The sequence below is a fragment of the uncultured Tateyamaria sp. genome (assembly GCF_947488715.1).
Lineage (GTDB): Bacteria > Pseudomonadota > Alphaproteobacteria > Rhodobacterales > Rhodobacteraceae > Tateyamaria.
Genome location: NZ_CANLAG010000003.1, coordinates 233,854 through 256,847, shown reverse-complemented (window position 1 = coordinate 256,847; position 22,994 = coordinate 233,854). Strand labels below are relative to the sequence as shown.

The 22,994-nt window shown below is 62.6% G+C and carries 20 protein-coding genes; 7 read left to right on the top strand and 13 right to left on the bottom strand.

The window, feature by feature from the left end; translation table 11 throughout:
* Positions 1-4: 4 nt before the first annotated feature.
* The 4 genes from Q0936_RS09165 to Q0936_RS09150 all read right to left on the bottom strand — a co-directional run bounded on the left by Q0936_RS09165 (position 5) and on the right by Q0936_RS09150 (position 4,166).
* A complete protein-coding gene (locus Q0936_RS09165; RefSeq protein WP_299378040.1) occupies positions 5-784 on the bottom strand; it encodes an IclR family transcriptional regulator in 780 nt (259 codons plus the stop codon).
* 11 nt (positions 785-795) lie between these two features.
* Positions 796-2,151, bottom strand: coding sequence for a TRAP transporter large permease (locus Q0936_RS09160; RefSeq protein ID WP_299141647.1), 1,356 nt, complete (start codon positions 2,149-2,151; stop codon positions 796-798).
* Positions 2,151-2,822, bottom strand: coding sequence for a TRAP transporter small permease subunit (locus tag Q0936_RS09155; protein WP_299296847.1), 672 nt, complete (start codon positions 2,820-2,822; stop codon positions 2,151-2,153). Before Q0936_RS09155 ends, Q0936_RS09160 begins: the two co-directional genes overlap by 1 nt.
* A 111-nt stretch (positions 2,823-2,933) precedes the next feature.
* On the bottom strand, positions 2,934-4,166 hold the full coding sequence (locus tag Q0936_RS09150) for a TRAP transporter substrate-binding protein (protein ID WP_299141654.1): 1,233 nt from the start codon (positions 4,164-4,166) through the stop codon (positions 2,934-2,936).
* Positions 4,167-4,275: 109 nt separating this feature from the next.
* Between Q0936_RS09150 and Q0936_RS09145 the strand changes: the two genes are divergently transcribed.
* Positions 4,276-5,871 (top strand): choline dehydrogenase, encoded by a 1,596-nt coding sequence (locus Q0936_RS09145; RefSeq protein ID WP_299296883.1) that lies wholly within the window; start codon positions 4,276-4,278, stop codon positions 5,869-5,871.
* On the opposite strand, the gene Q0936_RS09140 is transcribed toward Q0936_RS09145, so the two are convergent.
* A complete protein-coding gene (locus Q0936_RS09140; protein ID WP_299296849.1) occupies positions 5,868-6,881 on the bottom strand; it encodes a LacI family transcriptional regulator in 1,014 nt (337 codons plus the stop codon). The two genes, Q0936_RS09145 and Q0936_RS09140, sit on opposite strands and share 4 nt — an antisense overlap.
* Before the next feature lie 287 nt (positions 6,882-7,168).
* Here Q0936_RS09140 and Q0936_RS09135 point away from each other — a divergent pair, with 287 nt between their 5' ends.
* The 5 genes from Q0936_RS09135 to ugpC all read left to right on the top strand — a co-directional run bounded on the left by Q0936_RS09135 (position 7,169) and on the right by ugpC (position 13,477).
* On the top strand, positions 7,169-8,527 hold the full coding sequence (locus Q0936_RS09135) for an extracellular solute-binding protein (RefSeq protein WP_299296852.1): 1,359 nt from the start codon (positions 7,169-7,171) through the stop codon (positions 8,525-8,527).
* 73 nt (positions 8,528-8,600) lie between these two features.
* Positions 8,601-9,833 (top strand): sugar ABC transporter permease, encoded by a 1,233-nt coding sequence (locus Q0936_RS09130; protein ID WP_299296854.1) that lies wholly within the window; start codon positions 8,601-8,603, stop codon positions 9,831-9,833.
* 112 nt (positions 9,834-9,945) lie between these two features.
* Positions 9,946-11,160, top strand: a complete 1,215-nt coding sequence (locus Q0936_RS09125; protein ID WP_299296856.1) for a carbohydrate ABC transporter permease — start codon at positions 9,946-9,948, stop codon at positions 11,158-11,160.
* Positions 11,161-11,168: 8 nt separating this feature from the next.
* Positions 11,169-12,419 (top strand): hypothetical protein, encoded by a 1,251-nt coding sequence (locus tag Q0936_RS09120; RefSeq protein WP_299296858.1) that lies wholly within the window; start codon positions 11,169-11,171, stop codon positions 12,417-12,419.
* Positions 12,420-12,421: 2 nt separating this feature from the next.
* Positions 12,422-13,477 (top strand): sn-glycerol-3-phosphate ABC transporter ATP-binding protein UgpC, encoded by a 1,056-nt coding sequence (ugpC, locus tag Q0936_RS09115; RefSeq protein WP_299296860.1) that lies wholly within the window; start codon positions 12,422-12,424, stop codon positions 13,475-13,477.
* Positions 13,478-13,609: 132 nt separating this feature from the next.
* Here ugpC and Q0936_RS09110 read toward each other — a convergent pair whose 3' ends face one another.
* From Q0936_RS09110 to Q0936_RS09090, 5 genes are all read right to left on the bottom strand, one after another.
* Entirely contained in the window at positions 13,610-14,260 is a 651-nt protein-coding gene (locus tag Q0936_RS09110) for an aldolase (protein WP_299296862.1), read from the bottom strand.
* Positions 14,257-15,489 (bottom strand): 3-oxo-tetronate kinase, encoded by a 1,233-nt coding sequence (gene otnK / locus Q0936_RS09105; RefSeq protein ID WP_299296864.1) that lies wholly within the window; start codon positions 15,487-15,489, stop codon positions 14,257-14,259. The genes Q0936_RS09110 and otnK overlap by 4 nt, the downstream gene beginning before the upstream one ends.
* A 76-nt stretch (positions 15,490-15,565) precedes the next feature.
* Positions 15,566-16,297 (bottom strand): Asp/Glu racemase, encoded by a 732-nt coding sequence (locus tag Q0936_RS09100; protein WP_299296866.1) that lies wholly within the window; start codon positions 16,295-16,297, stop codon positions 15,566-15,568.
* A gap of 1 nt (position 16,298) precedes the next feature.
* Positions 16,299-17,444 carry a Xaa-Pro peptidase family protein gene (locus tag Q0936_RS09095; RefSeq protein WP_299296867.1) on the bottom strand — a complete coding sequence of 382 codons (1,146 nt, stop codon included), beginning with the start codon at positions 17,442-17,444 and terminating at the stop codon, positions 16,299-16,301.
* Positions 17,441-18,418, bottom strand: coding sequence for a pyridoxal-phosphate dependent enzyme (locus tag Q0936_RS09090; RefSeq protein WP_299296885.1), 978 nt, complete (start codon positions 18,416-18,418; stop codon positions 17,441-17,443). The genes Q0936_RS09095 and Q0936_RS09090 overlap by 4 nt, the downstream gene beginning before the upstream one ends.
* Before the next feature lie 198 nt (positions 18,419-18,616).
* On the opposite strand from Q0936_RS09090, the gene Q0936_RS09085 reads away from it, so the two are divergent.
* Positions 18,617-19,744 (top strand): beta-ketoacyl-ACP synthase III, encoded by a 1,128-nt coding sequence (locus Q0936_RS09085; protein WP_299296868.1) that lies wholly within the window; start codon positions 18,617-18,619, stop codon positions 19,742-19,744.
* On the opposite strand, the gene Q0936_RS09080 is transcribed toward Q0936_RS09085, so the two are convergent.
* From Q0936_RS09080 to Q0936_RS09070, 3 genes are all read right to left on the bottom strand, one after another.
* Positions 19,705-21,621: a patatin-like phospholipase family protein gene (locus Q0936_RS09080; protein WP_299296870.1), complete on the bottom strand. Its 1,917-nt coding sequence runs from the start codon at positions 21,619-21,621 to the stop codon at positions 19,705-19,707. The genes Q0936_RS09085 and Q0936_RS09080 overlap by 40 nt on opposite strands.
* Before the next feature lie 153 nt (positions 21,622-21,774).
* Positions 21,775-22,476 carry an arsenical resistance protein ArsH gene (gene arsH, locus Q0936_RS09075; RefSeq protein ID WP_299142260.1) on the bottom strand — a complete coding sequence of 234 codons (702 nt, stop codon included), beginning with the start codon at positions 22,474-22,476 and terminating at the stop codon, positions 21,775-21,777.
* 19 nt (positions 22,477-22,495) lie between these two features.
* Positions 22,496-22,954 carry a hypothetical protein gene (locus Q0936_RS09070; protein ID WP_299141676.1) on the bottom strand — a complete coding sequence of 153 codons (459 nt, stop codon included), beginning with the start codon at positions 22,952-22,954 and terminating at the stop codon, positions 22,496-22,498.
* Between the last annotated feature and the right edge of the window lie 40 nt (positions 22,955-22,994).

The window sequence follows — 22,994 nt, the reverse complement described above, 5'->3', positions numbered from 1 at the left end:
GCTGTCAGGCGCAGTGCAGCTTGGTCAGGTCCTCTGACCCGCGGCGCAGCGCAGGCAGGTAATCCATCAACTGCGTCAGGGTCCGGCGCTGCATCGGCGCGTGGGCCGACAGGGTCGCCAACAGCTTGCCATTGCCATCCCAGACCGGCACGGCCACGGCGGTCATACCGGCCATGAATTCCTCGTTGTCGGTCGAATAGCCGCGCTGGCGCGTGGCCTCCAGCTCGGTCTTGATCCGCTCGATGTCCGTCAGCGTGCCCTCGGTGCGTTCCTCGAGCGGGCGCGCCGTCAGGATAGAGCGCAGCACGTGCGGGCGCAGGGTCGACAGGTACATCTTGCCCGACGCGGTGCAGTGGAACGGCACCTGCGTGCCAATGGGCAACTGGATGCGCAGCGGCCATTCGGTCTCCACCCGGTCAAGATAGGTCATCCCCTCGCGGTCCGGTGTGGCCAGGTTGCAGGTCTCGCCGATCTCTTCGGCCACGCCGCGCAGGATGGTCAGACGCGCGGTGCGCAGATGTTCGGACGACATCGTGGACACGGCAAGGGCCCGCAATCGCGGGCCCGGGCCATAGCTGCGGCCATCCAGATCACGCTGCAGGAACCCTTCGGCTTCGGCTGTTTGCAGCAGCCTGTGCACGGTTGGTTTCGGCAGACCCAGCGCATCAATGAGATCCGTGGGCTTGACCGCCACCCCGCGCTTGGCCACCTCTTCCATCACCATCAGCAAGCGCAGATTGGTGGGGATCTGGTGTTCCTTACGGGGGCGGTGATCGTCCGGCATAGCCTCTCGCCTTAGTTGGGCAGCAACATCAGTGCCAGGTTAGGTGTTAGCGCCACGAGTACCCAAACAGCGATGAGTGACGCAAGATACATCGTCGAATACCGCAGCAGCCGGAAGTATGGAACACCCGTCACTCCGGACGCCACGTAAAGGTTCAGACCATATGGCGGCGTGATGAAGCCAATGGAAGCCCCTACGAGGAACACAACCGAGAAGTGGATCGGATCGATGCCCACACTGGCCGCAATCGGCGCAAGAATAGGCGCAAGGATGATCGTCACCGGCAGTGATTCCAGGATCATGCCCGCCACAAAGACGATGGCCATCGATGTGAACAGAACGGGGAAGTAGCCACCCATGCTGCGCAGGAGATCGCCGATCACCTCGGACGCACCCAGCGCACCCAGCACCTGCTGCATCACGATGGACACGGCAATCAGAGGCGTCAGGATGCCCGCAATCTGGGCCGACCGCATGACGACATTCGGCACATCGCGCAGGCGGAACCCTTCGACCACAACCATCGCTGCAAAGGGTTTTTCATCCACAGGCGCGGCTTGATCCGTGCCCATCAGCTTGTTCAGCGGATAGCTGATCACGCCCACGATGATACCAAAGCCCACGGTCACACCGGCCGCTTCGGTCGGTGAGAACTTGCCGGTGTAGATGCCCCAAAGCACCAGACCGATGGCAAAGAAGCCCAACCATGCGCCCACAGCGGTCTTGAAGACCCGGAACGGCGACAGCTTGATCAGGAAACCCCACTTGTTGATGGTCGACACGATAAAGCACATCGCCATCATCGCCAGAACCATCAGCGAGCCGGGGATGATACCCGCGATGAACAGGTCCGAAATCGGCAAGTTCATCAGGAAACCGTAGACGATAAAGATGATCGACGGCGGGATGATGATCCCGACTGTACCGCCCGCAGCCGCGGTGGCCGCCGAGAAGCGTTCGTCGTATCCGCCCTTGGTCATTTCAGGGTGCAGCATCGAACCGATGGTGGCCGTCGTGGCCGAGTTCGAGCCCGAAATCGCGGCAAAGAGACCGCAGGCCCCGATGGCCGCCATGGCCAGACCGCCCCGCAGCCAGCCAAGGCAGGCATAGGCAAAATCAGACAGGCGTTTGGCAATCCCCGATTTGTTGATCAGGTCCCCGGTCAGGATGAACAGCGGCATCGCCAGCAGGGCAAAGCCGTCCTTGAACACGTTCAGCAATTCGTTGCCCGCGTTATCAAGGGTCAGGCCGATCACGAGGCTACAGCCCACGGACCAGTAAAAGATGACCAGCAACACGGGCGTGCCCAGCATAAACAGCACGGTCACCGCGAGTGATATCAGTGTAATCCAGCTTCCATCGGTCATCACGCGTCTCCCCCGATCACGGCTTGTTCGATCAGTGTCTCGTTGTTGCGGAACTTGCGCAGATCGATAATCGCATTGCTCAGAACCCGTCCGGCCATCAGCACGAAACAGATCGGCATGGTCACGATGAACCACCAACGCATGATGTCGTCGGTGCCCAGCACGATGGCAAAGTTGTCATAGGTGTTGACGGTGATACGCGACATCGTGGTCACGCAGATGATGCAGAAGGTGAACCACAGGACGTTGTCCATCACCAAGCACCAGTACTGGGCCTTGTGGCTCATCTTGGCGCGGAATTCGCTAAAGCTGAGGTGGGTGCGCAGCTTGACGTTGTACGAACACCCGTACCACGACATGATCATAAAGATCAGCGGAGGGATCGTCGTCGACCACGGCACCTGTGACGAAAACACAAAACGCTGGATCACGCCGACAAAGATGATCGTGGCGATCAGGATATAGGCCGCAACCGCGATGGTGCGCTCCAGATGTTTGTCCAGCCATGGGGCGACCTTGTACAGGTAATAAATGAAAATCGCGCCGATCACGGTGATCGGCCCGAACACCAGCCACGCCGCATCCGATCTGTATGCTTGAACAACTTTAAAGTTGATGTCTCCGCTCACCGTCGCTGTGACGATGGTGGACATATCCGCCCAGATTGACATCTGGCGCCCCTCCCTTTGATTCTAATTTGTCAACTATGACGCGTTTTCGCGTTCTGATGACAAAAAAGCCGACCCCTGTTGCGGGGTCGGCTTCTGTCGCTCAATCGTGGATTAAGCTTTCCACCAGCGGCGGGGCTCGACGTTCTCAGGCAACGTGTTCGCGTCGATTGTGCGGACTTCGTCGTAGATTTCCTGATAGGTGTCTGCGCCACCCTGCCAGCCGTTGATGCGCTCGCGCCATTCTTCCCACAGCTGTGGTTGGAACTCGGGCGAACACATTTCCTCGGCCTTCTTGATTTCGGCGTCGGACAGGAACGCGTTGCGCACGTTGTTTTGCGCAAAGATCGTGTTCGGCAGCTGCGGGTCGGACTGACCAACCGTTTTGACCAGTGCGGCTTCGTTTGCGGCCTGCACGTGTGTCTGTGCCCAGTAGGACGATTCCATCACAGCGTCTTGCAGTTCGCCGCTCAGACCGTCGAACACGGATGCGTTCATGGCTGTGTGCTCTGTACCGCAGAAGAAGTTCAGGTGAACCGACTGAGACACAACAGGCGACATGTTGGCATATGCCACGGCCGAGGCCCATGTTTCCGCACCGTCGATCAGGCCCTGCTTCAGACCGTCAAGCGTTTCTTCCCAAGCAACCGGAACTGGGTTCAGGTTCAGGGCGGTCATTGCGATCCGGCCCAACTGGGTGCCGGTGACGCGGTTTTTCGTGCCGAACAGCTGCTCGACCGATGTGACCGTTTCCTTGTCTTCCCATGCCAGACCCAACTGGATCCCGCGCAGTTCAGCGTGGCTGAACAGGAACTTCAGGCCGTGACGACGCTCATAGGGCTCACGCAGCAGCGCCTGAGACTTGGGCGAGTACAGGAAGTGGTACTGGTCCGCACGGTTACGGAACATATACGCATAGTCCAGCACGTTCAGATACGGCGCACCACCGGCAGAGTTCTGTGTCGAAGCCGCATAGATATCGACGATACCTTGCTGGGCTTTCTCAACGCAGGACACCTGACCACAGATCTGGTTGTCACCGATGAACTCAACGCGAATTTCACCGTCTGTGCGGCTTTCCAGGTCACGTGCAAATTCCAGCGCGCCGGCGCGTTCGATCAGCAGGTTGCGTGCGTTAAAGCCCGCAGCGCCGAACTTCAGCGTGTGCTTGGCTTCTTTGGCAAAGCGCTTTTCGTATGTCGATTCTGCTGCCGATGCGAGGTTTGCGAGGCTCATTGCCCCACCAAAACCACCCGCCGCCAGAAGCGTCGAGCTCATGCCGTAACGGCCAGCCACCTTGAACAAATCCCGGCGGGAAATGCCGTTGATTTTGTCACTGATTCCCATGCTATCCTCCCTGATGCATATTATTGAGACGTTTTATCTCAGAAAAGGCTAGCGCAAGCGAGACAATCTGCCTAGTCTTTTTTTCACTTAATGCGAGGGAGGATGCGTGGTGGACGCCGATTATATCGTTATAGGGGCCGGTTCTGCGGGCTGTGTCATTGCGAATCGGCTGAGTGCTGATCCAACAAAGACCGTCGTTCTCCTCGAAGCGGGCGGACGAGATCTGAACCCATGGATCCATATTCCGGTGGGTTATTTCAAGACAATCCACAACCCGAGCGTCGATTGGTGCTATAAAACAGAGCCCGATCCCGGCCTGAACGGTCGGTCGATCGAATGGCCGCGCGGCAAGGTTCTGGGCGGATCATCGTCGCTGAACGGGCTGCTCTATGTGCGGGGACAACCGCAGGATTACGACCGCTGGGCGCAGATGGGCAACCGTGGCTGGGCTTGGGATGATGTCCTGCCCTTGTTCAAACGGTCCGAGAAAAACGAGCGCGGCGCAGACGAGTTTCACGGCGATCAGGGCGGTCTGTCCGTCTCCAACATGCGAATCCAGCGCCCCATCACCGACGCTTGGGTCGCGGCAGCACAAGCGGCGGGCTACAAATTCAACCCCGATTACAATGGCGCGGAACAAGAAGGCGTGGGCTTTTTCCAGTTGACCGCGCGCAACGGACGGCGCTGTTCGTCGGCTGTGGCCTTCCTGAATCCAGTAAAAGACCGCAAAAACCTGCATATCATCACCCATGCGCAGGTCGAAAAGATCGAGATCACCGACAAACGTGCCACCGGCGTCACCTACAAGGACCGCGGCGGCGCATGGCAGACCGTCAACGCCCGCGAGGAAATCATCCTGTCCGGCGGCGCGATCAATTCACCCCAGTTGCTGATGCTGTCGGGCATCGGCGAGGCCGAACAGCTGCGCGAACACGGCATCGACGTCGTGGCCGACCTGCCCGGTGTGGGCAAGAACATGCAGGACCACCTGCAGGCGCGTCTTGTCTACAAATGCAACGAACCCACCCTGAACGACGAGGTGCGCAGCCTCTTTGGTCAGGCCAAGATCGGGCTCAAGTATCTGATGTTCCGCGCAGGCCCCATGACCATGGCCGCCAGCCTCGCCACCGGGTTCATGAAAACCCGTGACGATCTGGAAACCCCGGACATCCAGTTCCACGTGCAGCCCCTGTCAGCCGAGAACCCCGGCAAAGGCGCGGACCCGTTTTCCGCCTTCACCATGTCGGTGTGCCAGTTGCGCCCCGAATCCAAGGGCGAGATTCGTCTGTCCAGCAAGGATGGTCGCGCCTATCCCAAGATCATTCCGAACTATCTGAGCACCGAAACCGACTGTCGCACGGTGGTCGAAGGGGTCAATATCGCGCGGCGAATCGCCCGGCACGCCCCCCTGACCTCGAAAATCTCCGAGGAATACCGCCCACATTCGGACCTGCCGATGGACGACTACGACGCCACGCTCGACTGGGCGCGCAACAACACCGCGTCGATCTATCACCCCACAGGCACCTGCAAGATGGGCAATGACAAGATGTCGGTGGTGGATGACCAGTTGCGCGTGCACGGCATCGCCGGGCTGCGCGTGGCGGATTGTTCGATCATGCCGGAAATCGTCAGCGGCAACACAAACGCCCCCGCCATCATGATCGGCGAAAAGGCCTCTGACCTGATCCGGGGCGCAGCTTAACTGCTGCGCCACCGCGCCTGCGGTTCGTGTAGCGTTTGCAGCGTTTCGACCGGCGCGTCACCCAGACGCCCGATCAACAACCGCGCCAGCTCTGTCCCCGTGGCCACCAGGTCCTCGGCCACGGTGTCGATGGTCGGATAAAGCGTCGGCAGGATATCGGTCGTCTGGCGGCAGATCAGCGCATAGTCACGGCCCTGCACCAGCCCCGCGTCCGACATCCCGCCCATCAACGCCAGCGTCGCCAGTTCGTTGTTGCTGATCACCGCGTCAAAGGGGTCTGGCCGCACCGCCAGTGCGTGACCAAAACTGCGCGCGGTGTCCGTGGACACCAGAATACCCGTCTCCGTCGCCACTTCGCCCGTCAGGCCATGCCGGGCCAGCGTCCGGTGAAACGTGCTGGCGATCTTGGAAAAGTTCGTGGTCGCGTCATCCTCGGCCACCAGCACGAACCGCCGCCGCCCCGTTTCCAGCAGCCGCTCTACCGCCATTTCGACAAACCGCTCTGCATGGAAATCGTGAAACGCATGGCGCGCATAAAACTCCGTCCGCCCGTGGGACACAAACGGGAAATCCGCATCGATCAGCATCTGCACCCGCGGATCCCGCGCGCTGGTATGGGTCAGGATGATCCCGTCCGCCGTCCGGTTCTGCAACACATAGCGCACCGATTCCTCTGGCGTGGCCCCTTGCAGGTCGGGGATGACGTTCAGGTGGTATTTCGACCCCGACAGATGCAGGCCGATGCCCTCGATCAACTGCCGGGTATAGTCGATCGTGTTCTTGGCCGGGGACAGCACCAGCGTCAGCACATTGGTCTGCCCAGTCCGCAACCGCACCCCGGCCCGGTTCGGCACATAGCCCACTTCGGCGGCGGCTTTGGCGATCTTGTCACGGGTCTCGGGCTTCAAACGGCTGCCATCACGCAACGACAACGACACAGTCGACAGGCTCAGGCCCGTCAACTCCGATATCGTTTTCAGCGTCGGCGGCTTGTTCGACTTGCCTGCCATGAGACGGGGTGCCCCGCGTGTGGATTTGAAAATTTGTACAGTGATATTGGTACAGCCCTGACCAGACAAGGCAATTCCGAATCGGGTTGCAACGATGCAAAAATTTGCACTCCACTCTCGCTGCAATGCGGCAAGAACATGGATTTAATTGACTTTTTCGCTAAATCAGGGCGTGAAAATATTTATTGCAACGATGCAACAAAGCGCGCATGGTAAATGGCATCCGACCCAACCTGCGCGGTTGGATCAGCGAATTATGACAAGTTTCCTAAAGGGAGGAGAAACTTATGACACCGACCAAAGGCCTCACCGGCCGTCTGCTGCTGGGTTCGGCGCTTGGGCTTGTGCTGGGTGCCAGCGCCGCCATGGCCGACAACATCCGGTTCTGGACAACCGAAGAACAGCCCGAACGTCTGGCCAAGCAACAAGCCATGGCCGAAGAGTTCTCGAAGGCGACCGGCAACACCGTCGAAGTGATCCCCGTTTCGGAAAACGATCTGGGCACACGCGCCACCGCCGCCTTTGCCGCCGGTGACCTGCCCGACGTGATCTATCACACCCTGCAATACGCCCTGCCCTGGGCCGAGGCCGGTATTCTCGACACCGAGGCCGCGACCGAAGTGGTCGAAAACCTGGGCCGCGATACCTTTGCCGCCGGTCCTCTGGCGATGGCCGACTATGACGGCGACGTGGCCTCCGTGCCCGTGGACGGCTGGACGCAGATGATCGTTTATCGCGCCGACCTCTTCGAGGAAAAGGGCCTTGCTGCCCCCAACACATACGCCAACGTACAGGCCGCACTTGACGCCTTGCACAACCCGCCAGAGATGTATGGCTTCGTCGCCGCAACCAAGGTCGACGAGAACTTCATGTCCCAGGTTCTGGAACACGTGTTCCTGTCCAACGGTGTCTCCCCTGTGGGTCCCGACGGGTTCCAGCCGCTGGATGTGGCCGCAACCACCGAAGTGCTGGATTTCTACAAGTCCATCGCCAAAGCCTCCCCTCCGGGTGAACTCTTCTGGAAGCAATCGCGCGAGATCTATTTCGCCGGTGACGCCGCGATGATCATCTGGTCGCCCTTCATCCTGGATGAGCTGGCCGGTCTGCGCGACAGCGCCGCCCCCACCATCAACGATGATCCCACGACCAAGGAACTGGCGGCCAAGACGGGCATCGTGACCAACTTTGCCGGGCCCTCGAACCCCGATGGCGCGGCCTGGGGTGATGTCCGGTATTTCGGCATCACATCGGATGCAGACACCGAAACAGCACAGGCATTTGTCGAATATTCGATGAATGACGGCTATATGCAGACACTGTCCATCGCGGCCGAGGGCAAGTTCCCCGTGCGCACGGGCACTGCGGACGAGCCGGGCAAATTCTCGGCCGGTTGGTCGGAAATCCCTGTGGGTGTGGACCGCAAGGCCCCGATGAAAGACCTCTATTCCGCAGAGATGCTGGACGAGATCGTCGGCGGTCTGAAAGTGGCCCAGCGCTGGGGCGTTGCCGAGGGACAGCTGTCGCTCGCCTCCAAGATGATCAACAGCCAGGCCATCAACCGCATTGTGCGTCAGTATATCGACGACGAGATTGATGCTGCCGCAGCCGTAGCTGCGATGAACGACGAGCTGTCGTCGATCAACTAAGCCCTGACGGGCATTCAGGGGGCGGGTGCGCCTGCCCCCTCACCCTTTCATCCTCACATAATCGGAACATCCGATGACGGCCTCGACACCACCGACCACCCGCGGCGCGCTTGAGCGACGCGAGGCGCGGCTCGCATGGAGCTTGCTTTTCCCCACGATCGCCATCGTGAGCCTCGTGATCATCCTGCCGCTGCTGTCCATCTTCTGGATCAGCTTCAAGCCTGTGGGCCTTGCCGATCTGCGCCCCGTGGCGCCCGTGATCCGCGAAAGCCTGCGCAGCAGTGGCGATGATTTCCGCATCGAATACCGGGTGCGCAATTCGTCCCAGCAGAAAGAAGTGCGTGGGCTGACCCTGACCGACACGATCCCCGCCGGGGTGACGCTGGGCGCGCTGCCGCAGGTCTGCGCGCTGACCGGTGACACGCTATTCTGTGATTTCGGCGACGTGCCCGGCGGCTTCAACGAACGCCTGCGCATCCCCGTGACGCTGGATGGCGATCCTGAGGTGCTTGAGGACATCGTCGAGGGGTCGGAGCCGACCGCCACCGGATCGGGCGACAACATCCTGACAAATGCCGAGTTCACGCTCGACAACTTTGCCCGCATCTTTGACAGCAAGGAGTTCATGTCCGTGCTCTGGGCCACGGTGTTCTATACGGTGGTGGGCACCATCGGAGCACTGGTCATCGGGCTTTTTGCGGCACTTCTCCTGAACAAGGAATTCGCGGGCAAGGGTGTGTTGCGCGGCCTTTACCTCTTTCCCTACGTGTCGCCGATCATCGCGGTGGCGTTCACCTGGGTCACGCTGTTTGATCCGTTTTCCGGTTCACTCAATGCGCTGCTCATTCAGATGGGCGTGGTGGAGGCGCCGATCAACTTTTTTGGCCAGCGGCCTTTGGCCTTGATCATGGTGACGGTGTTCGAGATCTGGCGCTATTTCCCGCTGTCCTTCCTGTTCATCCTTGCGCGGATGCAGTCGATTGACACCGACATGTATGAGGCCGCCGACATGGACGGCGCTTCGCCCTTCCAGAAGTTCTGGTATCTGTCGCTGCCCATGCTGCTGGGTATTCTGTCGGTGCTGTTCCTGTTGCGGTTCATCTGGACCTTCAACAAGTTCGACGACATTTTCCTGCTGACCGGAGGCAATGCGGGCACGCGGACGCTGACCGTGAACGTCTATGAGCAGGCCTTTGCGATTTCCAACATTGGTGCTGGGGCGGCGGTGGCGGTGGTGGTCTTTGCCACGCTGCTCGTGTTCTCGGTGTTTTTCTTCAAATACATCAGCCAGGAGGAGGGCCTGTGATGGGTGCCGCAAAACAAGTTTGCGTCTCGCCTGCGGCGGGCGGCGCGGGGCGCTGCCCCTCTTGGCCTGACGGCCAATTCACCCCGAGGTATTTGATGCGAAAGGAAGTGTCATGAGTGTCCTGCGCAATGGGGCCGTGACGGCCGGTGTGATCGGGCTTTTGTGGGCGTTCGTGATTGCGGTCACTGTGGCGGTGACCTTGTCATTTGCCTCGGGCCTCGGGTTTCGGCCCGGTGCACTGGGCTGTCTGATCCTGGGCGTGGGAGGCGGTCTGGCGTTGATTTACCTGCGCGCCGTGCCGTTTTTGCTGGCGGGGTTTGTGGCGGTGTCGGTGGTGTTGATGTTCACACCGCTGTCGCCGATGCAGTTCACCGACGGCGTGCCGCTGGGCTGGCAGTTGTTGTCGGTTGTGGCGTTTGGGGTGTTCACCCTATGGCCCATGCGCGTGATGCTGGTCGAGGCGCATCCCGGTGACCTGACACGCCATGCGTTTGAGGATGCAGTGATCCGCTTTCTGACCGGCTTTGGCTATATCGTGTTCACTGCCGCAGTGCTGATCCCGTTTTATGTGATGGTGATGACCAGCCTGAAATCGCAGCAGGCGCTGTTGAAAAACCCGCTCGATTTTTCGATTGATTTGAGCCGGGGCCTGGATCTCTTCCGCAGTTATTTCGAACTGTTTGGGCAGTTCAACTTTGGCAGCTATCTGTGGACCAGTTTCTATGTGTCCGTGCTGACCGTGTTGATCACACTCGCCTTTTCGGTGCCGGGCGCCTATGCGGTCGCGCGGTTGCGGTTCAAGGGACGGGCGGCGTTTTCGCGGTCGATCCTGCTCATTTACATGGTGCCGATGATCGTGCTGGCGCTGCCCATCTACATCGCCTTTTCCATGACGGGCCTGCGCAACACCATTCCGGGTCTCTTGATGATCTATCCGGTCACCACGATCCCCGTGGCGCTCTATATGCTTCAGGGCTATTTCCGCGGACTGCCGGGCGAGGTCGAGGAGGCGGGGCTGATGGACGGCCTCAGCCGCCTGCAAGTGATCTGGAAGATCACCCTGCCCCTGTCGCTGCCTGCGATGGTTTCGGTGTCGCTCTATGTCTTCATGATCGCCTGGAACGAGTTCCTGTTGGCCTTTATGCTGCTGGACGACCCGTCCAAGTTCACGCTGACGCGCGGTGTCGCGATGCTGAACTCTTCTGAAATTCCGCGCCAGCACCTGATGGCCGGTGCCGTGATCGCCACCGTGCCGATCATGGCCCTGTTCCTCGGGCTTGAGCGTTTCATGACGAAAGGGCTGACCGCCGGGTCAGTAAAAGGATGATGCGAGATATGACATCCACAGACATGCGTGACGAAGAGGCACGCGCCATTTTGCAGCGCAACGACAAGGGGGCTTATACGATCCCGACCTCGGGCCTTTATCCCTATCAGTGGAACTGGGACAGCGCCTTTGCGGCCATCGGCTTTGCCGAGTTCGATCTGGACCGTGCGTGGCGCGAGCTGGAGACGCTGATGTCGGGCCAGTGGGAGAACGGCATGGTGCCGCATATCCTGTTCCACGTGCCCGATGACGGATATTTCCCGAACCATGATGTATGGCAGGGCACCGGGCCGATCCCCTCCTCGGGCATCAGCCAGCCCCCCGTGGCGGCGACCATGGCGCGCATGGTGCTGGCCAAAGATCCGGATTTTGGGGCTGCCCGCATGGCGGGGATCTATGACGGGCTGGTGCGTTGGCACCGCTGGTTCATAGACTGGCGGCTGGACCGTGGTGCGGTGTGCATCACCCATCCGTGGGAGGCGGGACGTGACAATGCGCCAGACTGGGATGCGGCGATGGCTGCGATCACGCCCGAAGGGGTTGGCGAATACACTCGCCGCGACACCACCCATGTGGACGGGTCGATGCGGCCCACGAAATACGACTATGACCGCTACATCTGGCTGGTGCAGCGCGGGGCGCGGCTGGGCTGGAACGAGGCGGCTCTGTTGGAGGACACGCCGTTCCGGGTGGCCGATCCGACCATGACCTTCACCTTGCTGCGCGCCACGCGCGACCTTGCGGCGCTGGGGCGTGACATGGGCCGGGATGTAACCGAGCTGGAGCAGTGGATCGCGACGCTCGAGGCCGGTGCGCAGACCCTGTGGAATCCCGACATCGGCTGTTTCGATGGTCGTGATGCGGTGGGCGGCACATGGGCCAATGCGGTGACCAACGCGTCGTTCCTGTGCTGGTATGCGGGCATCGATCACCCGGACATGCGCACCCGTCTGGACGAGGTGATGGCGCAGGCCAAATACGGCGTGCCGTCGCTGACGCTGACCGATCCGCGCTTTGACGGCAAGCGATATTGGCGTGGGCCGGTCTGGGGCGTGATGAACATGATGATCGGCACCGGGCTGACAGAGATGGGCCTGCCCCAGGGCGAAGTCGTGCGGCAGACCACGGCGGACTTGATCGCCGATCACGGCTTTGCCGAATATTTCGACCCCCGCGATGGCACACCCGCCGGGGGCAGTTCGTTCACCTGGACCGCCGCGATCTGGCTGGGATGGGCACACAAGACGGAAGGAGCCTGATCATGGGCGCGATCACACTCAACGCAGTCGAGAAATGGTATGGCGAAGTGCAGGTCATCAAGGGCGTTGACCTTGCCATCCACGACGGAGAGTTCGTGGTGTTTGTTGGGCCATCGGGCTGCGGCAAGTCCACTTTGCTGCGGATGATCGGCGGGCTGGAGGACATCAGCCGCGGGTCGCTCGACATCGACGGGACGGATGTGACCGACCAGCCGCCCAGCAAACGCGGGTTGTCGATGGTATTCCAGTCCTATGCGCTCTATCCGCACATGTCGGTGCGCGACAACATGGGGTTTTCACTGAAAACCGCAGGTGCGCCGAAATCCGAAATCACGGCCAAGGTGGATGCGGCGGCGGACACGCTCAAGCTGGACCAGTATCTCGACCGGCGGCCCAAAGACCTGTCAGGCGGTCAGCGCCAGCGCGTGGCCATTGGCCGGTCGATTGTGCGGGACCCCACGGCGTTCCTCTTTGACGAACCGCTGTCGAACCTGGATGCCGCACTGCGGGTGGAAATGCGGCACGAGATTTCCAAGCTGCACCAATCGCTGTCGGCCACAATGATCTACGTGACCCACGACCAGGTCGAGGCGATGACGCTGGCCGACCGGATCGTCGTGCTGGACGCGGGCCGTATCATCCAGGTTGGCACCCCGCGCGAGCTCTACAATCATCCGGGCAATGTGTTCGTGGCGCAGTTCATCGGCAGCCCCAAGATGAACGTCTTTGCCGCATCAGCCTCCGGCGACACCTATACGGTGCCGGGCGGACGGACTGGGCCTTACCGGGCCTCGGCACAAGGGGCCACGCAAATGGGCATCCGCCCCGAACACATCACAGCGGGCGACGCCGGTACAGGTCAGTGCGACGGACGCATCGACGTGGTCGAGTACCTTGGTGCGGACACCTTCGTGCTGTTCGACTGCGGCGCGGCGGGCCAGATCAACGTCCGTATCTCCGGTGATGCAGACGTCAGGGTGGGCGACACCATGGGGCTCAGCTTCGATCCCGATCGCACCCACTTCTTTGATGCGGACGGCAACACGATCCAACCCTGACTCTATTTGGCGGGCGCGGGATTTGCATATTTGAAGAACAATGAAGGCAAAGGCGCGCCTGATCCTTCATTGTTCCAAAAATATGCACTGTTGGACGGTCTGGTTTTCCCATGACAGGGCCGTCACCGCCCGTCAGTCGTCCCAGGCGATGTCGAACTTGGTCACCACTGCCTGCACCTGAACTTCTGTCAGGCCCTGGGGGGACATGCCCCGCGTCATCAGGGTCAGGCGCGCGGTGTCTTCCAGCTCTTCTATGGCGTTGCACGCCGCCTCGACGTCCTTGGCGGCCACAACCGGGCCGTGATTGGCCAGCATCACCGCCGACCGCTTGCCCGCCAGCCCGCGCACCGCCGCCCCCATCGCCGGATCACCGGGTACAAAAAACGGTAACAGCTGGACCTTGCCCAGCTTCATGATGCCGTAGGGCGTGAGCGGCGGCAGGAAATTCGCCGCATCCTCCACCGGCAGCATCGACAGCGCGACCGAGTGGCAACTGTGTAGGTGCACCACGGCCCCCGCCGTACTGCGGGTGTCGTAAAACGCGCTGTGCAGCGACATCTCCTTGGTGGGCGCATCGCCCGCCACATGCTGACCGCGCGCGTCAAACCGGCTCAACCGCCCGGGATCGAGCCGCCCGAAACTCGTGCCCGTGGGCGACACCAACAGCCCGCCATCCTCGGTCCGGGCCGAGATATTGCCCGTGCTGCCATGGGTCAGGCCACGTTCAAACAGCGACCGGGCCAGCAGGCATATCTGTTCGCGCAATGCGGTTTCCGTGCTCATCCGCGCAACACCCCGTCCGCCTTTTCAAAGAAATCCTCGGCCCCGAAATTCCCCGACTTCAGCGCCACCGCCAGATCCGGCCCCGCCCGCAGCGCAGGCACGCCGGGGTCGATCTCCGGCCCGATCTCGAGCGTGCCCAGATCCAGCGCCTCGACCACCGCGCCGGACGTCTCGCCCCCCGCCGTGATGATCCGCGTCACACCGCCCGCGCGCAACAGGCGCGCCACCTCGGCAAAGACACCTTCAAGCGCCGCCGCCGACCGTTCGCGGCCATATTGCTCTTGCACCGCCCGCACATCGTCGGGATCCGCCGAGCTATAGGCCAGCGGCAGGCCGTCTTGATCCAGCAACCAAGTGGCAATGTCTTGCGCGGACAGACGCCCCTCGATCACATCCGCCGCGACGATCTCGCGTGCCGGGTGCCAGGCGGCGTGCCGCGCCACCTGCGCCCGGGTGGCCACCGAACAGGACCCGGACAGGGCCACCGCGCGGCCCCCCTGCCCTTGCCACGGGACATCGCCCGCCACACAGCCGAAATTCGCGGGCAGGCCCAGTGCCACGCCCGATCCCCCGGTGATCAACGGCAGATCCCGCGCCGCCTCGCCAATGGCGCGCAAATCCTCGTCGCGGATCGCATCCACCACGATGTGGCGATGGCCTTTACCGTGTTCCCCCTCCAGCGCCGCCGCAATCGCCGCAGCCCCGCCAAAGACCGGCCCCGGCCCCACATGGCCCACGCTGTAGCGCGTCTGCGGTGCCAGCCAGCGGCGCAGGTCGGGGTCCGTCATCGGCGTCAGCGGATGGTTCTGCATCCCGCTTTCGTTCAGCAGCACGTCATTCACGAACAAATGCCCCTGATAGACCGACCGCCCCGTGCCGGGAAAAGCCGGGCAGACGATAACCTTGTGCGCCTCCAGCGCCTCGGCCAACGCATCGGCGACGGGGCCGATATTGCCCTCCGCCGTGCTGTCAAAGGTCGAGCAATATTTGAAAAAGAACTGCGTGCACCCTTGCGCCTGCAACCACTGCAACGCGGCCAGCGATTTCTCGACCGCCTCGGCCACCGGCACCGATCGGGTCTTGAGCGCCACAACACCCGCTTCGACGGATGGGTCCGCGTTGCCCGCAGGCACGCCCGTATATTGCGTGGCGCGCATCCCCGCCTTGGCCAGCGTATTGGCCAGATCGCTGGACCCGGTGAAATCGTCGCCGATACAACCCAGTTTCATATGCCGTCATCTCCTTGAATCTGGGCATAGAAAAACACCGACGTGACCCCGGACACAAGGCGCTGCGCGAATTTCGTTATTTCAGGCCCAGCAAACCGCCTGGCTGCCCCGGCCCCTGCCACGCCAGATGCAGCATGTGCCAGGCCAGAACCAGATTGCTGGACATCACCGGCACGCCCAGCCGCGCCTGCAACGGGCCAATCACATCCAGCGTGCGCAGGTTGGTGCAGGACAGAAACACCACATCCACTTGTGCGCCCTGCATCATGTCCAGCGTCGCATCGGTGATGGAGGCCGCGTCAATCCCCGCCACCGCCGCCTCGTTGGCCTCGTCAAAGCTGCCAAAGGTCGGCGTGTCGATGCCCGCTGCCACCAGCACGTGACGCAGCCTGTCGGACACCGACGCCACATAGGGCGACAGGATGGCGATCCGGCGCGCCTGAACGGCAGCACAGGCGGCAATCAGGGCCGTAACAGGGTCGGTCACATGGGCCGTCTCGGCCCCTTTGCGCACCTGATCCGCCACACGCTCCGCCCCGATCTGTGCCGTGGCCGAGGTACAGCCATAGCCGATCACGGCAAAGCCGTGGCCCTCCGGAAACAGCGCGGCAGATGCGCTCAGGTGCCCCTCCATCTCTGCCAAGCTGTCGGGGGTGACTTCCAGCCCGGACGGCACGCGCGACACCAGCAGGCTGACATCGGCGGGCATCAGGCGGCGAAAGTCATCCTCCATCGTGCGGTCGGCCTGAAGGGCTATCAGTCCCAGCTTGGGCCGCTCTTCCGGCGCGCGGGTGTAGGCATAGGCCATGTCAGATCACCGGCAGTTCGCTGGGCGCCGGAACCGACAGATAGGCGGCACCGTCCTCGGTGATCACGATGTTTTCCTCGTGCACCATGGTCCGGCCGGGGGCGAGTTCCAGCCCCGGCTCCAGCGTCAGCACCATGCCCGGCTCCAGCACCGTTTCGTCCGCCGGGATCAGCGACGGCCATTCGGTCAGCTGCATGCCCAGCCCATGCCCATAGCGCCCGGCGTCCGACCCGCCCGCACCGCCGGTCAGCACCTTGTCCATGGCGTGAAACAGGTCGCAGGCGCGGATGCCGGGGCGCGCGATCTCAAGGGCGCTGTCGCTGGCGTCGATCAACCGCGCATAGGCCTCGGCGGTCTGCGCGTCGGGCGGGCCGACGGACCAGTTGCGGTCATAGTCGCTGAAATAGCCGTCGCGCACCACGCCGGTGTCCAGCATCAGCACATCACCCGCCGCCAGCGGCACGTCCGTCGCGGGCGCGATGATGTCACCATAGCCCCCAGGCCCCGCGCCGCCCGCCACATAGGACACCCAATCGGCCCCCTCGGTCAGGCACAGCAGTTGGAACCGGCGAAAGATATGCGACAGCGGCACGCCTTCCGCCGCGATCTCCGGCACGCGGGCAAAGGCCGCGTCGGCAATGGCACAGGCGATCTGGATCCTGTCGATCTCGGCCTCCGACTTGATCATCCGCAACCGGCGCATCACGCCTGCATCACCCCCAAACGTCCGGTCGGGCAGCGCCGCGTGCAGCGCGTGCCAGCTGTCGAGCGGCAGGCGCAGATGCGTCTCCGGCCCACTTGGTACACCGACCACGCCCCCAGCAGGCACCAGATCGGCAAGCGTCGCGGCCGCCAGCAACACACCGTCGTCCTCGTAATCCGGGCTGCGCCACGTGCGGATATCGTCCAGCCACGTCGCCCCCATCAGCGGCGCACCGATGGACGGGATCACCGCCACCGGCTTGCCGCGCACAGGCACGATCAGGAACCAGGGCCGCGTCGGGCTTTCCCAGAACCGCGTCAGGAACCCGGTGAAATAACGCACCTCCGGCTCCGTGGTCAGCATCAGTGCATCCAGACCAGCCGCCGCCATCAGGCCCTGCGCCCGCGCCAGCCGCGCTTCGTATTCGGCGACCTCAAATGTCATGCCTCGGGCCCCTCCGACAGGATCACCAGCACCCGCGCATCGCCGGGCAGGTCTGGCCCCGCCAGCGCTCCGGCCAGCCCCGCCGCCCCGGACGGCGTGCTGTCAAACCCATGATCCGCCGCCGCCTGCGCGCCTGCAAACCCTTCGTCTTCGGTGATGGTCATGAACGCATCCGCATCCCGCGCCAACCCGCGCAAGGCAATCAGCGACGGCACCTTGCAATCCAGCCGCCCCATTGCCGACACCGGCCCCGGCGCCTCTACCGCGCGGCCCGCCTGTACCGACGCCATCAGCGCAGGCGCTGCCGCTGGCTCTACCACCCTGATGTGCACATCCGCCCCCCAGGTGCCCCGCGCCATCGCCGCCGCTGCACCCGCCAAACCGCCAACACCTGCCTGCAAGAACAGATGGGTGGGCGGGGTGGCCATCTGGTCGAACACCTCTGCCATCAACGCGTTATACCCCTCCATCAACCGGTGCGGGCGCGCGAAATACCCGTCCCACGAACTGTCAGACAACAGCACGGCGCCGCGCGCCTCGGCCTCGGCCATCGCGGCCTCCATGCTCGCCTCGTAATCGGCACCCGCACGCACCACCTCTGCGCCGATCCCGCGCAACCGGTCGGCAAAGGCCTCCGGCACCGTCTCGGCCAGGAATATCACCGCCCGCGCGCCAAAGGCCGCCGCCCCCGCCGCCACCGACAACCCGTGATTGCCAGCACTCGCCGTCACATAGGTCTGGCCCCGCGCCGCACCGTCCTCGGCGTCGCAGGCTATCACATAGGCCGCGCCCAGCGCCTTGAAACTGCCCAGACCCATACGGTCCCGTTCGTCCTTGATCTGCACCTGCGCCACACCCAACAGGTTCGCCAACCCCGCAGCCTCGACCAGAGGCGTCACACCCGCATGCGGGCAACGGGCCAACAACCCGCGCGGCCCCTGCGCATCCACCGACGGAAACGGCACCGCCTCCATCCCGCTCAACCCCTGCGCGCGGTACGGGTTTTCAATCAATTGCACGGCGGCGCTCTCCACTCTTGTCGTCCCACAGGGCACCTTGCGCCGACACGCCCCGCCGCACAAGTCAAACGCCGCAACGGCACATCTGCCCAAGCCTTGCAGCCCCCACGCCCCATGGATAGGTTTGCGCAAACAAGCCTAAAGGGGCGCGCCTTGTCTTTCACTCCCGCCATCACCGGCACCGGTGTCTTTACACCCGAGCTGTCGATCTCAAACACCGAACTTGTCGAGGCGTTCAACGCCTACGCGGACAAGTTCAACGCCGAACACGCCGATGCCATCGCTGCGGGTGAGGTCGACGCCAAACCCCACTCTTCCGAAGAGTTCATCCTCAAAGCCTCCGGCATCGAACGCCGCTACGTGATGGACAAGGCGGGCGTGCTGAATCCGGACGTCATGCACCCGCTCCTGCGCCAACGCGGCGATGACGAGCCGTCGATCATGGCGGAAATGGCCGTGGATGCCGCGCAAAAGGCGCTCAAGGCCGCAGGCAAGACCGCCGCCGATGTGGGCGCCGTGATCTGTGCCGCCTCCAACCTCGAACGCGCCTACCCCGCCGTGGCCATCGAAATCCAGGACCTGCTGGGCGTGCAGGGCTTTGCCTTTGACATGAACGTCGCCTGTTCGTCCGCGACCTTCGGGATCCAGGCCGCCGCCGACATGGTGCGCTCGGGCTCAATCCGCTCGGCGCTGGTGGTGAACCCGGAAATCTGCTCCGCCCACCTCGAATGGCGCGACCGCGACTGCCACTTCATCTTTGGCGACGTGGCCACCGCCGTGCTGATCGAACGCAGCGAAGACGCCGCAGGCCCGCATTTCGAGATCAAATCGACCCGCTGCGCCACCGAGTTTTCCAACAACATCCGCAACAATAACGGCTACCTGCGCCGTTCGCGCCCCGATGGCCTCGCCGACCGACGCGACATGCAGTTCATGCAAAACGGCCGCAAGGTGTTCAAGGAAGTGCTGCCCATGGTCAGCCAGCACATCGCAGGCCACATGGCCGACGAGGACGTGACCGCCGACCAACTCAAACGCCTCTGGCTGCATCAGGCCAACAAGTCGATGAACGACTTTATTGGCAAAAAGGTCCTGGGCCGCGATCCCGCCCCCGGCGAACAGCCCAACATCCTGCAGGACTATGCCAACACGTCCTCGGCCGGGTCGATCATCGCCTTTTCGCAGTATTCGGACGATCTGGCCGAGGGTGACACCGGCATTATCTGCTCATTCGGGGCCGGTTACTCGGTCGGTTCCGTGATTGTCGAACGGCGCGGCTGAACCGGGGCCAAGGGCGTGTCGGCCTCAAGATCAGCATTGATCACGTCCGACGCCGCCCGCAACCGCGCCAGCGCATCCTCCTGTTCGGGGATTTGCGACAGCACCGTGTCCATCTGGGCATAGGACGCTTCAAACAGCTCGCGGCCCCGCTTCCAGCTCATGAAGCTCATGCCGCGCAGAACCGATATGTTCAGCAGCACGTCCGCGCCCACATCAATCTGGCGCAACAGCTTGCGCGCGTTGACCACCATGGCCCGTGCCAGCACCGCAAAAGCCGTGGGATAGCGCGGCACGCCCTTGCGCGGCTTGCGCAACAAGGATGTCAGCGCCTCCATCCGGTTGGGCAGGTCCTCGTATTTTGCGCGCACCGTCCACGGCTTGCCCGGCATAAAGTTCAGAACCACGTTCGGGCCGGGTTTCGCATCGCGCATCGCAGTCAGCGGCACGTTGTCGATCAGCCCCCCGTCGATCAAAACCTCGCCATCGTCGCGCACAAAGGGCGGGAAGACGCCCGGAATCGCCGTCGACGCGCGGATCGCCTGCCACAGCGGGCCGCTGCGGATCACGGTGACATCGTTGTGGGTCAGGTTGGTCGACACCGCGAAAAAGTTGACCGGCAGGTCTTCGACATCGAACGCGCCGTAATGCTTGCGAAACGCCTCATCCAGCCGGTGATGGTCCAACAGCGAATAGCGCGGCACTGTCAGACGCGACATGGCCTTGGACTTCAGGAAAATATCCTCGCACTGCTCCATGATCTCATCGGGGTGCAACCCAATGGCCAGCGCTCCGGCCATGGCCGAACCCACGCTGGTTCCCCCAACAAAGTCAAAGCTGTAGCCATGTTCCTGCAAGGACTTGATGACCCCAAGGTGCGCCGTGCCAAAGGACCCGCCCCCACACAACACAAGCCCCACCGCCTCGCCCCGCATGAACCGCGCCAGACGCGCGAAATCATCAGGCCGGTCCAACGCCACATGGTGATGCAGACCCACAGGCCGCTCCGCCAACCACTGCGCCGTCCCCGTCGTAGAGGTGTCAAAGGTCGGGCGATGCAACACCAGATGCAAATGCGCCGACAGGGTCGCATCATAGATCTGCCGTTCCAACGGCGATGGCCCCTGATCCGGTGAAAAGCGGCCCGCCTTGGGCATCACCAGATACACCGCATCGCAATTGTTCGCCGTCACCGCTGCCCAGGTCGGCTCCGCCTCCGGGTCGGGACACAACAGCAACAGACTGCCATGCTCCGCCTCCTGCGCATCCAGCCAACGCGACATGGCGCGCGGATCACGGCGCAGGTCCTCAGGACAGGCCGCAACATCCAGAACCCGCCACCCCGCACCGGGGTCAAAGGCACGCCGCACCCCATCCATGAACGCCGGATCAATCTGCCCGCCCGCCGCCGGAAACACCGCACAGACCTGACCCGCCTCGGGCCGCAAACACGGGCTGGCCGGAATGGTGCGCGCCAAACGCTGCGACACCGCTGCCAGAATCCCATTGGCCAACGCAGGCGTGCGCGCCGCCAGGGCGTCATAGGCCGCACGCGTCAAACACATGACCAGACTGTCACGCGCCGCCACAACCGTGGCCGTGCGCGTCCCGCCGGCAAAGAATGCCAACTCGCCAATCGGCTCACCCATGGGAATTTCCGCAATCGCACGGCCCCCGGACAACACGGTAAACCGACCCCGCAACACGATATACAACGTGTCCGCCGCCTCGCCCTCGGTGATCAGCGCCTCACCGCGCGCCACATCGCGATAGGCCGCCGTCTGCGCCATCTGCTCCAGAATGTCCGGCGACAACGCACTGAACCCTTCGATGTCATGCAACAGGGCAATCAACTCGGCTTGTGCACGCTCATCCTTCACGAAACATCCCCCCTGACGTCGCGCAAACTGTACCGACGCACCCAAATCACGCAACCCATTGTGACGTAGGGTCAATTTCCAGTGAACGGCAAAAAGGGTCGGTGGGTGGGCGCCTTTTTCCGCACCTGCGGAAAAACAGTCCCGCCCGGCGGCCTACACGTCCTTCAGGGACACCCGCGCATGCACATCCTCAACGCTTTCACAGCGTTCCGAATAGCGATCCACCAGATAGTCCGACCGCCCCCGCACCATCCAGGTGAACTTCACCAACTCTTCCATCACATCGACGACCCGTCGGTAAAACGGGCCCTCAGGCAAACGCCCGTCCTGAAACTCCAGCCACGCCTTCGCAATGCTCGACTGGTTGGGGATCGTGACCATCCGCATCCAGCGACCTAATATGCGCATCTGGTTCACGGCGTTGAAACTCTGCGACCCACCCGACACCTGCATCACCGCCAGCGTCTTGCCCTGCGTGGGCCGGATCCCGCCCTTCAACGACAACGGCAACCAGTCGATCTGGCTCTTCATCAAACCCGTCATCGCCCCGTGACGCTCCGGGCTCGACCACACCATGCCCTCGGCCCAGACCGCCAACTCGCGCAGTTCCACCACCTTGGGATGGGTGCCGTCATCGCCGTCCACCTGTGGCAAGCCCGCCGGATCAAACAGCCGCGTCTCACAGCCCAAATGGCGCAAAATACGCGCCGCCTCCTCCGCCGCCCGGCGGGAATAGCTCACGTCGCGCAACGACCCGTATAGCAATAGAATACGCGGCGGATGACGCGGATCACCGGGGGCACACAGCGCATCAACGTGAATCTCGGGCAAGGCCGCGCGCACCAGCGCGGGCAGATCCTCCCGAGGCTCCGCCTCAGCCACTCTCTTCTTCCAGATGCAATTTCATGTCGATCAGCACCTGCTGCAACATGGTGGTCTCACGCAGCAAACGCTTGGCCTCGTTCACCGTGATGATCCCGTCCTCGATGGACTGCTGATACTCGCTCATCAACATGGCAAACCGCTGGCTCAGCGCGATCACATCGCTGTTCACCCCACCCGACCGGTCAGCGTTGGGACGGCGGTCGTCATGGCTCAGCGTGATGCCCTGCAATTCGGCAATGGCGCTTGTGACATGCGGATAGGACGCCACCTGCTCCAACGCCACAACCGCGTCGATCGGCATGAACCGATCGGCATGTTCGGGATTGTCGGAATAGTAACGGCCCAGCGTGGCCTTGGACTTGCCCGTGGCCTCGCACGCAGGCTCGATGCCCACATCCTTCACCAACGCCTCGGTGTGCTTCTTCAAATAGCTGCCCGTTCCGGCCATACGCCCATCCCTCTTCCAACCACACGCGCGAGTCAACCAA